Genomic DNA, 13,349 nt, shown 5'->3' with positions numbered 1-13,349 from the left:
GACCGGCGGTCTGCAGCCGCTTAATCAGCCCCGGCATGGCAGCATTAGCGCCATGCTCAACGAAATAAGGGGCTGGTTCAGGCTCTGCAACTGTAATGAGCAGAGCCTGCCCAAAAACAGTCCAGACTGTCTTAATCCAGCAGGAGGATCCCTGTAGAGCCTCTGCTGAAGTAAACACACAGATTAAACTTTACCTGCGCCTTATCAGGCGCCTCCTTAAACCGCATCCTGCGCATATATGAGGGCAGAACAGGCCCTTATCACAGACACCTGTCAGCGGTTTACAGTGATAATTTGAAGGATCACGACTATGTTAATGGAAAAAGCCCGCTTAGAATTAGTTGAGTTTGGTAAGAAGCTCGTTACTTCCAATCTGACCAAGGGCACCGGTGGCAACCTCTCCGTTTATGACCGTGCTGCCGGCACTGTAGCCATTACTCCAAGCGGCATCGATTTCTTTGAAATCACCCCTGAGGACATTGTCATTATCGATCTGGACGGCAAGACCATCGAAGGCACCCGTACTCCATCCTCCGAGTGGGAAATGCACCTGATGCCATACCGTCACCGCACCGATATCGATGCTGTTATCCACGCTCACACCACCTATGCCACCGTACTGGCCGTACTGCGTCAGGATCTTCCTCCATCACACTACATGGTTGAGGTTGCAGGTCACAATGTTCGCTGTGCTCCTTATGCTACCTACGGCTCTCACGAGCTGGCAGTAAACGCCAATGAGTACATGAAGGACCGCCGCGCTGTTCTGCTGGCTAACCACGGTATTCTGGCCGGTGCCAATGACCTGCTCAACGCCTTTAACATCATTGAAGAAGTTGAGTACTGCTCACAGATTCACTGGATGGCCTCCTGCATGGGCAAGCCAGTTATCCTCCCAGATGAGGAAATGGAATTAATGGCTGAGAAGTTCAAGACCTACGGCCAGCGCAAGGCCAAGGACTAACAGTCTGCAAAGCTTAAGGTCCAGAACCTTAAGCCAGTGCAGGAGCGCTATTCCTGCATATATATACAAGGGAGCCCGGCACCAGCCGGGCTTTCATGTATACGGCTGCTCATACTGCCATCTTAAGGGCAGCCGTCCGGCCTTTCTGGCTCAACATCTCCACTGAACTCCAGACTGGCCCCAGCCCTGCAAAGTCAGGCATTTGGCGCTGCCATGTACCACATAAGGTTCAGCCTTATGATGCAGCTGGCCGCCAGAGTATTCACATGGCCCTGCCATGATCCCAGGCTGCTGCTGCCATCATTGACGCTCCGAACCCGTCAGGCAGTAAAACCTCACAGCCCCGGCCATAGCTGCATCCTGCACAGCTGCAGCAAAAACTCAATCAAAGGCCGCTACAGATCATGTCCGGGCCTTTTTGCCCGGCTGTGCCCTTCATGCCAGCAACAACCTGCCAGCAACCACCTCCGATCCATCACAGTCTCTGGCCCCTGCCCTGTAAGCGATCTCTCTACCGCCATCTCATTGAACCCGGCTAAGCTCTCTACCGGCAAACTCATTGAACCCGGCTAAGCTCTCACCACCTCATTCCCTGCCAGCAGAACTTAACGCCAATGGAAGTGCCTTGCTGACTCCTGAACTGTCCATTGCCATACAATGCCATGCCTGCAATGCAATGCCATGCAATGCAATTCCATGCCATGCCTTCACCACTGCTCGAAATGGCAGTGCATTGTCTACACTGCTGCTAACCAATAGCAATACATTTCAAATGACAATGGTTTTTATCGGACGCACAAGCAAAGCAGACGAATAATCCATCATAAATCAGGGATTAATCAGACGCTGTACATTGCCTGACAAGGACTTGTTCTCGCGATGCCCCTCCATGGTACATACATGAGCAAAGTTTCATGCACAGTGCTAAAATCAGCTCTCAACAAAGCAAACAAAGAGCTTAAGACTTCTTAAGCCCCAAAGCGGTCATCCCAAAGGATAACCGCTTTTTTCATGTCCTAAATCAGCAAACATATGTCTGGCCGCTGTACGCAATCTGTACGCATCAGTATTCATCCATACGTACGTACGGCATATCCCGGGTAACTGCCCAGTATCCGTACGCGGCTGTACGATACATCACGGAGAGCCGTACGCATCAGTACGGCATATTCCGGGCAACTGTCCGGTATCCGTACGAAGACGCACAGCTTATCTGTTAATTGCTCCTCCATAGCCAGACAACACGGAAAAGTAATGACATATGACAGAGTCAGTACGCTGCCATGGTATGTTGCATGGTATCAGCAAGTCTCACAGGTGTGGCATATGCCGTTACATTGCAATGCAATACAGGTCATGCAATGCCATGAAATGGCATGATGCCGCATGGCTGGCAGACTATGCTTTGCTCATGACTGTATGCTGATAGATCTCAAAGAGACGGCTGATTATCTGAGGCTCGTTACTGTCAGCCCTGAGCCCATAGGCCTTGAGTACAGCCTTATCATTTTCCTTGTGCGCCTTACGCAGAGCTGCAGGCATAAGATCAGGGTCATACATATCGGCAAGAGTAGCCCCTGCAGACAACTTACGGGCATCAAGAATGCCCTGACCTGTCTTTTTGAGTGTATTAACCAGTTTTCTGTCCATCTCAGGCCAAGGGAAGTTGTTATAAACAATATCCTTGCTGTAACGATAACTGCTTTTCAGTCGCCCACCTACAGTTCGCATCCAGGCCATATGTACAGATGAGGTCAGCACGGCAAAATGATGGATTTGAGCATCAGGGATAATCGATAAAGAATTAGCTGGTATGCTGCCATTATCAGCAAATCCCATAGGAATATATTCCCTTCTTTCAGAGGAGGTGTTGGGAATAATCAGATATGCATCAGGATTTGATGTTTCCCTGAATAACCATGGGCGATCAGCTAGCTTTTGCCTGTCAGGAGCACCACCCATACGGCTTGCCTTACATGCCTTAACCCTCTTAAGGGTAAGCGGCAGTTTCCTGATTATGGACTCTGCTCCGACTATACCTGCAAACCACAGACAGTATCTGCGTGTTCCTTTAATAAACTCATCAGCCCCCACCAGCTCCTTAATGAAAGGCTTTACCCCGGGTTCAGCAGCAGTAAGTTCATCATACGCCTGCTCATCAAGGATCAGATGTCCGCCATCGGCCGGCCGGTTGCCTGCTGACATCCTTGGAACATCATAAAGAGGCTCCTTGCGACTGTCTATAAAGAACATGGGGGCATCAACCAGATAAGGATTGATATTCTCAGCGACCTGAAGTCCCTCTCCATAAATCAGCTTTCTTTCATCTTCCTTATCAGCTGTAAATCCAAGAATTACGCAGTGTACATGAGCCTTGTCCAGAGCCTCAGAGTTCCATACAAAAGTACGCCTTGCAAATGTGAAATGAACGCCAAATCGCTCAAATAAAGGTCTCCATATTGATGAAACCTGATCTCCCTGACATACGGAGTTAGTTGCCACAAATGCAGTATGGATGGATGTTCCCTGCATCATCGAAGCAGCCTTAAACATCCAGGCTGACACATAATCAATCTTTCCTGCATTAGGATACTGACGACCGCTCTCATCTTTCCAAATGGAAAGCACCTCCTGTTTTTGAGAAGGACTCTGAAGAGAATAACCAATAAAAGGAGGATTACCCAGGATATAGCTTAAATCCTGTGCCGGCACAATCTCAGACCAGTCAACAGTAAGTGCATTTCCATTTACGATATGTGCATAATTCCTGATTGGCAGATACTCAATTTGTCTGTTCACTATCTCTTCTGTTTTACGAAGCATCTGTGCTTCAGAAATCCACATTGCAGTTCTGGCTACTGTTGCGGCAAAATCATCAATCTCAATGCCATAGAACTGCTCTATGCTGACCATTACCGGATTGAATATGTCTCCCATAACAGCGCGCCCGTCAAAGAGCTCTCTGAGAACTTCGTTCTCAAGTGTCCTGAGGCTTATATAGGTCTGAGTAAGAAAGTTTCCCGATCCGCATGCAGGATCCAGAAACCTCATGTCTGCAAGCTTCCTCTGAAACTGCTGGAGCTGTTGTCTGCGTCTTGAAGGAGTCTTGAGCGCACGTATCTCCTCAAATTCACGGATCAGTTTGTCCATAAACAGAGGGTTAATCAGACTTTCAATATTCTCGATAGAGGTATAGTGCATACCTTCTTTGCGTCTGATATCAGGGTTAATAGTGCTCTCAAACACAGCGCCAAAGATTGTAGGAGAAATAACTGACCAGTCAAAAGGATCGCCGGCCTCATCAATAAGGATGGATTTAATTTCATCCGTAAATCTTGGAATTATGATGTCCTGACGGCTGAAAAGGCCGCCATTAACGTAAGGGAATGCTGCGAGATCATCTGGCAGAAAAGGTGAACGTTCCTCATAACTTGTATTCAGCTCACGGAAGAGAACCTCCAACATAATATGAAGATACTGGGCATCAAACTTTCTAATGAAATTCCTGAACATGCCTCTTTTGCTGAATATTCCAGAATCATCAGCAAACAGGCAAAAAACCAGACGAACACATAATATGTTCAGGCTGGAATAAATCTCACTGTTACTGTAGCTGCCCAGATGTTCCTCACCCTGCTCTTTGTCTTTTGAGGAACGATTATTTTCGCAGACCTCCTGAACATTGCGAAACTGTGCAAGCAGCCTGTCATAAAGATGGCCGACTATGTTTCCCGCCTCAACAGATACAGCGGTAAGCTTAACAATCCGATCATTATCAGGACTGATAAGAAAATCCAGATAATGATAATCCCTTTTCAGATTCGAAAGATAAAGGACAAAAGGCGGCGCTTCCGGATTCTCCATATCAATGATGTGGAAAGTACTGAAGTTACAAACAACTGTCCAGCGTGGACGCAGTGAGTAAGGAAGCATTGATGAGTAACGTTGAGCCTGCTCTGCAGCATTGAGCATCTGCCCATCGCTTTGACGGCTCTTAACATTAAGATCAGTACCGTACGATTTCTGCTCAATGAGCACTTTGGTGCTTTCAATGTATGCATCAATGTACTTTTTGCCAGCACCACCTATCTTGAGCTCAAAAGATATGAACTGAGATGGATGCTTTATCCCCATTACTTCAGATAGCAGCTCAGCCCAGAAAAGCTGTGTCTGACCTTTCTCATATCCCTGACCAGACCACCTTAGAGCAAACTCTTCTGCGGCCTTGCTTCGCTCAATGATATTACTCATATAACTGTTCCTTAAAGAATCGTACAGTTTATAAACTGTACCGTACCAGTACTTAAGAGCATACTAACCTGAATAACAGGCATATTCAACTGAAGTAATACCGTTATTTATCGCAATATCACATGCAAAAAGGGCAGTCACCGTATAAACGGGACTGCCCTTATCAGCACTTAGTTTTTGAGGATGAATTATCCAAATTATGCTCATGGAGAGCCCGGCTCGTGATGAGCACACAGCCGTCTGATGCAGCTTAAACAGCTGACTTTCAGCAGGCTTTAAATCTACTACCCTACAGCACCTGATATCTTACATGCTCCATAAGCCTGTATGAATGCCCCGGGAATCTTACATGCTCCATAAGGCTGTAGAATGCCCCGGGAATCTTACATGCTCCATAAGGCTGTAGAATGCCCCGGGAATCTACCATGCCCCCGCATAACCTGTTATGAGGCCCTGTGTACCAGACTCGGCCCAGTATGGCCTGCTATTATGCCGTGAATACCATTCTTACCAAGGTCTGACCTGCGATTAGGCCATGGGGACATACCATCAGTCCTGTCTGACTTCTTTATGCATTGTCAGCCATATCGTTTTACAGCGCATCATAACACTTTCTAAAACAAAAAAGACTGACATGATGTTAACAAAACACCACTTATGATGAAGAGCCAGCCGGGCTTGAAAATGTCTGTACGGAAGATTTTCAGTTATTTGCAGGTGGGTCCACGGTCTGCCGCCAGGACTGGCGGCAGTGTGGGCTGGGAAGCCATTGCAAGGCGATCTGCCCGGGGAAGGCAGTCGGAGGGTGGCAAATTGTCAGTTATGCTGCCGGATGCGATAGTTTCAGACAGCAGATTGAGCTGCCCTGACTGTCGCACCGGTGGCTCTGAGATATGCCCTTCATATGTTCAGAGCCGTACTAACAGGATAAACAGTGAGCTGATTAGCGGTATAAGCAGACGCTGATGGCAGGATCGTTCATGTTGTCCTTGTTGTACCACAGAGCGCCAGTGTCCACGTCCTCAACCTTCTTGCCGTTTACGGCCTCAACTGCCAGACGTACTGCCTGATAGCCGATCTGTACAGGGTTCTGGGTTACAGCACCGGAAAGAATGCCCGCTTCCATGGCGTCAAGTACCTTGGTGCCGGCATCAAAGCCTACAGCGATAACCTTGTCAGAGCCCAGCTTGTCCAGACCTTCATTGGCGGTAATAATGGCATTGGTAGCGAACTCGTTGGAACCGTAAATGGCAATCAGATCGCCCTTCTCAAGAATAGCGGATGCTACGGCAGCTGCGTCAACGTCCTTAACCTCAGCTGGGATACCTACTTCCAGGATTACTGGAGCGCCCTTCTTTACAGCACGCAGAGAGTCGTGACCCTCAACAGAAACCTTGTCAGCACCAACGATCTTTACGAAAGCATCAACAAAGCCCTTGGTACGCTGTACGATGGACTGGGAGTTGGACTCCTGAGCGATAACACCGATACGTACAGGCTTGTCCTTGGTAGCGGCATCAACCTTGGCTTTAATCATCTCATGGAGTTTGCTGGCAGCCAGACCACCTGCAGCGGTGTTGTCAGTAGAAGCAGTTGCCTTGATGGCGCCCTCTGGAGCATCAGGTACACCAGAGTCAAAGCCAATCATAGGAATGCCTTCGTCCTGAGCCATCTGAATGGAGTCAAGCATGGCACGGGTATCAAGAGCTGCAAGACAGATAGCATCTGGACCGGTGGCGATAGCGGCATTGAGGTACTCTACCTGCTGAGCGATGTTGGACTCATTGTCCGGACCCTGGAAGTCTACGGTAACATCAAACTCGTCTGCAGCTTTCTGAGTGCCCTGCTCTACAGCCTTCCAGAACTGATGCTGGAAGCCCTTGGCAACTACGTTGATGTGCATATCAGCAGCAAATACACTGCCGGAGAATAAAACAGTGGCGGCACCTAAGGCTAAGACTAACTTCTTGAGCTTCATAAACAAAACATCCTTATAAGACTTGATAAATTCAGAGAGCATAATCAGCACTCTGCCCTGTCCATCTGCGAAAAGCCCATCATACATAAAAGGGCGATGAAAAGGGATGATACGAGCAGCATCATATGCAGTCTGCATCATGACAGCAGACAGAAAGCTGTCATGTACAGGTAACACAGTCGGATCATTCTATCCGTATGTACCTGTCATCAGCTGTATGCACAGGCCTGACGGTAAAAACTAAAGTGCAAAGATCGGTCAGGCGGTCAGACAGCGGAATCCGTTACAGAAGTAAATTGATTGTTACAGTTTATGCGTGTACCGCTGCGGGCTCCCGGCTCCACTGCGGTCGGTTAAATAAAGATGAGACATTGGCAAAAGACTTAACAGCATCACGACCCGAGGCTCACAGCTCCAATGCAGCTGAGCCAGGGCTCTGTACCCAGGCAACACAGCTGTTGCTGGGGCTGAGCCTGGCGCTCTGTGCCCAGGCAGTGCAGCTGTGGCTGACTGACTGGCTTGCGGCCTGATGAGGCTGTTGAGTACTTACTGGCATTGCGGATCTTACAGCATCCGCATACTCTGTTGTTAAGTTGAAATAACGATATTAACTGAAGGGAATTTTCTGGTCGGCGCCCATTAACTTTCACCTGCGGACCATGGGTCCGTCGCGCCGCTTCTTATCCTTTTGAGCCTGTCTCATGATAAGAGAAAAGCCCACGCTCAGATGCAGTTTCTGGCAGTCATATTTGATTTGTGTGATGTGCATCGCGTTTAGCGTCTGTACTGCACTAAGACGCATGCGCATGCGCGATTCAGGGCGGCATAACGCCCCATTTATGCCCACGTCATGGCCTGTTTTGAGGCACTTGCTGTCCTGTAAAAGGCGCATGTCATTTGGGTGTCCTGCTCAATGTTTAACAGGCAGGTCGACAGTAGAAATCGGGCAGACTCAGGCTGCTGTTTCAGCCCTGCTGCAGGCGCGGATTGAGTGCAGCTGCCCGCAACTGCTCGCGCATTTGAAATGCCTGAATTAACAGGTGATGTCGCCGGGCACTGGCCCAGCTAATGCCAGAGTGGCTAAGCCCACTCAAGGGCGTACCTTGCCGGAGCAGTCGGGAGTTTCCATGAACTGCTCCTGACCTGTCAGGCTTTTGAGCCTTATCGGGCTTCTGGCTTCGGTCCTCATGGGGCGCACAAACTGTGCGGCTGATGAGCTTTTTCAAGGTAGCGCCCTTGCGACATCTTGATGTGGCAGCTTTATGGTCTGGCATCTGAGTTAAGAGCATCAGGTGCAGACCTGCTGGTGCTGCCTGCCTTCTCTTGCACCGTGTTTAAGGCTGGTATGAGAAGGCTGTTCCGGCCCCATAGTGGAGTGACATACCTGAGGGTCGATCCGTCATCAGTGCCGGGGCTGGCCTGATGCTCTGTCGACCGGCTGCCCTGTCTCAGGCTGCTGCAAACTCAGCGCGATGACGTGGGGACATGCCGTATCAGAACTCCCGGGTCAGTACAGGACTTACCGCTTACGCGAGCCTTATCAGGCAAGACCCTTACGCTTGCGGTTGATGATGTCAATGTACACGGCAATTACCAGAATAATACCGGTGATAAACATCTGATAGTGGCTCTGTACACCAATGTATGGGAAGCCAATCTTAAGTACGGTCATGATGAACACACCAAGTACCGTTCCCAGAATCGATCCCACGCCACCTGCAAGCGAAGTACCTCCGATTACCACACCTGCAATGGCATCAAGCTCAAAGCCGTTACCGGTATTTGGCTGTGCGGTAGTAAATACGGCTACATAAGCGATACCGGCCAGAGCGGCAAAGAAGCCGGAGATTACATAGGCAATGGTCTCGTAGTAGTCAACGTTAATACCTGACAGACGGGTAGCCTCACGGTTGGAGCCGATAGAAAGAATGTAACGGCCTACCTGAGTACGGTTGAGCACCAGAGCCATGACTACTACAGCAATGGCCAGCAGGATAAAGCCTGTTGGGAAGTTGCGTGGCAGGAAGCCATCACGAGAGGTAATCATAAAGAGCTCACGGAACCAGGCGCCATCTGCTGAACCCTGAGGGAAAGAGATGGTCTTGGTACCTGAAACGATGGAGCCCAGACCACGGGACATCATCATGGTGCCCAGAGTGGCAATAAAGGATGGCAGTCCCAGTCGCGTTACCAGCAGTCCATTAATAAGACCGAAGATAACACCAGTTGCCAGCATGGTAAGCAGTACCAGAGGCATTGGTGCTCCGGCCTCCATGAGCGTACCTCCCACCAGGGCCGAGCAGATTGCTACCGTACCAATGGACAGGTCGATACCGCCCGTGGCAATAACGAAGGTTACGCCAATGGCCATAAAGGCAATGTAGTAGGCAGACTTTGAGATGTTGGTGAAAGTTGTAGGCTGCATGAAGCGATCAGTCATGAGCGCAAATACAACACAGATAAGCACGAGGGCCAGCACTACAGCGGCCTGCTGGTTCGATACCAGCTTTTTGATTTGATCCACAGGAGACTCCTTTTCATAACACTTTATCCTGCAGTCAGGGCTGTCCCTGCTCTGCTGCTGAAGATGAGCTTAACTGCTCCGGCTGTTGCCACTGTCAACCAGACCTTGTGCAGGCCCGCCACAGGCTTTATGGTTACCAGGCATTGAGCCCTGATCAGCTGTGAGGATAAGTTCAGAGTTCAGCCGGTCGTTTCCGGCTGTGTGTATGCATTGATTTCGACAGTCCCTGTACCGGCTCAGGACCCGGAGGGCTGCTGATCCTGAAGCTCAGCTCCTGGAGGGGATGCTGCGCGCCGGGCTCAGCCCCTGGAGGGGGTGCTGGGCGCCGGGCTCAGCCCCTGGAGGGGGTGCTGCGCGCCGGGCACAGCCCCTGGAGGGGATGCTGGGCGCCATGTTCAGCACGGCTCCGGCAAAGTGGTCACCGGGAAACACCGGCAGCACATATGCTTACCGGTGCTGCCCTTAACAGGTCCTGCCACAGCAGGACATTCTGTTAACAGGGCCGGCACGGCCGGGACTGACAGTTAACGGGTTGCCAGGGCCATGATCTTTTCCTGAGTTGCCTCCTCAATAGGCACGATTCCGGTGAGTCTGCCTTCGCACATTACAGCCACACGGTCGGACATACGAAGAATCTCAGGGAGCTCAGATGAAATCATGATAATGGCCTTGCCCTGCTTGGCCAGGGTCTCCATCAGATTGTAGATTTCACTCTTGGCGCCTACGTCAATACCACGGGTTGGTTCGTCGAAGATCAAAATGTCACTGTCATCAGTAAGCCACTTGGCAATAACCACTTTCTGCTGGTTACCACCGGAGAGCTTCTTGATGATCTGCTTGACACTTGGAGTCTTGGTTTTCAGCTCACTGACATACTTTTTGGAGACCTCTTCGGTCTTAGCCTGGTCAATGAAGTTGAATCCTGAAATGAACTTGGCCAGGGAAGCAATAACAGTATTCTCCTCAACTGACTTGTCTACCAGCAGACCATAGCGCTTTCTGTCCTCAGACAGATAGCCAATGCCATGGGCTACAGCATCCTTTGGAGAGTTGATCTTTACTTCCTTGCCATCAATGAAAATCTGACCTGAATCCATGCGGTCAGCGCCGAAGATAAGTCGTGCTGTTTCAGTACGTCCTGCACCCATCAGACCGGAGAAACCAATAATCTCGCCGGCATGCACTTCAAATGACACATCGCGTACAAACTTGCCACGGTTAAGCTTCTCGCAGCGCAGCAGTACCTTTGCACCTTCAGGGACCTGGGATTTGGTCTTTGGCTCAATAAAGACTGTTCGACCTACCATCATCTTGATGATATCGTCCTTGGTACAGCTCTTCGCATCAAGCACGCCCACGTACTCACCGTCACGCATGATGGTGATACGGTCTGAAATTACGTTAATTTCATCCATGCGGTGGGAAATGTAGACAATGGCGGCACCCTTGGAACGCAGGTCACGAATTACACGGAAGAGCTCTTCAATCTCATGATCTGTAAGGGCTGCAGTAGGCTCATCAAGAACGATTACCTTGGCATTCTTGGAGATAACCTTGGCAATTTCCACCATCTGCTGCTTACCAACAGTAAGCATGCCTACCTTTACTGAAGGGTCGATATCAACATTAAGGATTTTGAACAGCTCCCGTGCCTTGTCCTCCATGGCCGCATCGTCGATGAACATGCCGTTCATGGCCTCGTGGCCGATAAAGAGGTTCTGAGCAACTGTCAGATCCTTCATCATGTTGAGTTCCTGGTGCACGATAGCAATACCTGCTGACTCTGATTCAGCTGGTCCGGAAAATTCGACATCCATGCCATCGTAAAATATTCGGCCCTCATCACGCGTATAGATGCCGGTCAGAATCTTCATCAAAGTAGATTTACCGGCACCGTTCTCACCCATCAGGGCATGAACCTCACCTTCATACAGATCAAGTGCGCCGTTCTTTAATGCGGGCACTCCGTTGAAGGATTTCTTAATTCCCTGCATGGACAGAATAATATTAGCCATACTCAGTCATCCTCATACCCGGTGATATCAATGGCAAGCGCATCAGGCAGTGCGCAGATTCAGGCTTTTAACGTACATTCTGTACGCTCCGGAGCTGCTGCGAAAAATCAGATCCGGGGCTCAAATTCCATATACCAGTCTGCCCTCAGGGCAGTTACTATTCCGGGCTGCACTCTCTTTCCCAGGCTCAGGCAAAAACTCAAAAACCTGAAAACACTCTTAAATCTGCAGCTGCACAGGCCGGGCAAACATACCCGACTGAATTTACCTTTTGATACTGCGCTGCAGTATGTGTTCTGTAGGGAAAGCAGCCATGGTCACCTTGCGGTGCCGGCTGACAAGAGACAAAACCATCCCGCCGTGCAAAGTCCGGCGCTGATTCCTGCCTGCCTGCAGGTTTCTCCATAAAATCTTATGTAAGATGTTTCTTCCCTGAAAAGAACCGTACCTGACTGAACTGACCGCCCATGCGCGTTTACCGGTACATCTGCCACTGCTGCAAGGAGGAAACAGCAGCTCTGGCATCTGAAGTCCGGCATGGCATCTGCTGCGGCCCTGCGCTGCAGCGCCTGCTCATGCCCGGAGCATTCATTTCAGGCCGGTTCCAGGATTAAGGAGAGGTAACTATGGAGAAAAAGATGGTCCGTAAGTTTTCAGGCTCTTAACGTCCTGAAAAAACCACACCCGCCATGGGCAACAGCCATCGGCCATTGCCCGCAGCGGGTGCAAAGTATCTATCAGTCCTTGGCCTTACGCTGACCGTAAGTCTTGAACTTCTCAGCCATTAACTCCATCTCTTCATCAGGGAGAATGACTGGTTTGCCCATGCATGAAGCCATCCAGTGGATGTGAGAACAGTACTCCACCTCCTCAATGATGTTAAAGGCATTGAGAAGGTCATGGGCACCGGCCAGAATACCGTGGTTGGCAAGAAGCACGGCACGGCGGTCCTTCATGTACTCATAGCTGTTTACAGCAAGTTCATGGGAGCCGTAGGTAGCATAAGGAGCGCAGCGTACGTTGTGACCGGCAACCTCAACCATGTAGTGAGATGGAGGCAGGTCCTGACGCAGTACAGCCAGCACGGTAGCATAAGTGGTGTGGGCGTGAATTACTGCATCAATGTCAGTACGGTGACGATAAGGCATGAGGTGCATTTCCCACTCGGATGAAGGAGTGCGGGTGCCCTCAATGGTCTTGCCCTCGAGGTCAACAATAACAATGTCCTCAGGGGTAATCTCAAAGAAATCGATGCCGCTTGGGGTAATGGCTACAGTGCCATTGGCGCGGTCAAAAACTGACAGGTTGCCGCCTGTTCCCTTGGTCAGGTTGGCGTGAACCAGCTTCTTACCGTATTCAACCAGATCGTGGCGGGCTTTCTCCATTAACATACGTTTATCCTCTACTGCCTGATTTAAGGCATTAATTCAGTGCTTGCAGTTCCCGGCCTTACGGGGCAGTCTCACTTTTGAAAACTGTACCTGCTGGCCGGGATGTAAGGCAGCGCAAGTATCTGATGCACAAAAAGCTAAATCAGAGCTGGCTGCCTCCATAAGGCTGCCCTAAGGCAGCCCGGTTAAAAGCTGACGGCGTTAAGCCGTAAACTGTGCGGCGTTT

At 50.0% G+C, this 13,349-nt stretch carries 6 protein-coding genes; 1 reads left to right on the top strand and 5 read right to left on the bottom strand.

Annotated elements, in window-relative coordinates:
* Positions 1-310 precede the first annotated feature (310 nt).
* Positions 311-964, top strand: coding sequence for an L-fuculose-phosphate aldolase (locus MXE41_RS12490; RefSeq protein ID WP_246979019.1), 654 nt, complete (start codon positions 311-313; stop codon positions 962-964).
* A 1,398-nt stretch (positions 965-2,362) separates the two neighbouring features.
* Here the strand turns inward: MXE41_RS12490 and MXE41_RS12485 are convergent.
* From MXE41_RS12485 to MXE41_RS12465, 5 genes are all read right to left on the bottom strand, one after another.
* Positions 2,363-5,215, bottom strand: a complete 2,853-nt coding sequence (locus MXE41_RS12485; RefSeq protein WP_247100761.1) for a DNA methyltransferase — start codon at positions 5,213-5,215, stop codon at positions 2,363-2,365.
* Between the two features lie 943 nt (positions 5,216-6,158).
* The gene (locus tag MXE41_RS12480; RefSeq protein WP_247074191.1) at positions 6,159-7,235 is read right to left on the bottom strand and encodes an ABC transporter substrate-binding protein; all 1,077 of its coding nucleotides are present in this window, start codon (positions 7,233-7,235) and stop codon (positions 6,159-6,161) included.
* 1,498 nt (positions 7,236-8,733) lie between these two features.
* Positions 8,734-9,717, bottom strand: a complete 984-nt coding sequence (locus tag MXE41_RS12475; RefSeq protein WP_246979017.1) for an ABC transporter permease — start codon at positions 9,715-9,717, stop codon at positions 8,734-8,736.
* Between the two features lie 524 nt (positions 9,718-10,241).
* A complete protein-coding gene (locus MXE41_RS12470) occupies positions 10,242-11,732 on the bottom strand; it encodes a sugar ABC transporter ATP-binding protein (RefSeq protein WP_246979016.1) in 1,491 nt (496 codons plus the stop codon).
* 737 nt (positions 11,733-12,469) lie between these two features.
* Complete coding sequence (locus MXE41_RS12465; RefSeq protein ID WP_246979015.1) at positions 12,470-13,123, bottom strand: L-fuculose-phosphate aldolase; 654 nt, start codon at positions 13,121-13,123, stop codon at positions 12,470-12,472.
* Positions 13,124-13,349 lie beyond the last annotated feature (226 nt).

It is taken from the genome of Anaerobiospirillum sp. NML120449, assembly GCF_023051105.1.
GTDB lineage: Bacteria > Pseudomonadota > Gammaproteobacteria > Enterobacterales > Succinivibrionaceae > Anaerobiospirillum.
This window is presented reverse-complemented; position numbering and strand designations above follow the sequence as displayed.

What these genes read in the sequence shown, in the direction of transcription:
- MXE41_RS12490 (WP_246979019.1), top strand. Translation starts at nt 311, where the DNA reads ATGTTAATGGAAAAAGCCCGCTTAGAATTAGTTGAGTTTGGTAAGAAG.
- MXE41_RS12465 (WP_246979015.1), bottom strand. Translation starts at nt 13,123, where the DNA reads ATGTTAATGGAGAAAGCCCGCCACGATCTGGTTGAATACGGTAAGAAG.
- MXE41_RS12480 (WP_247074191.1), bottom strand. Translation starts at nt 7,235, where the DNA reads ATGCTCTCTGAATTTATCAAGTCTTATAAGGATGTTTTGTTTATGAAG.
- MXE41_RS12485 (WP_247100761.1), bottom strand. Translation starts at nt 5,215, where the DNA reads ATGAGTAATATCATTGAGCGAAGCAAGGCCGCAGAAGAGTTTGCTCTA.
- MXE41_RS12470 (WP_246979016.1), bottom strand. Translation starts at nt 11,732, where the DNA reads ATGGCTAATATTATTCTGTCCATGCAGGGAATTAAGAAATCCTTCAAC.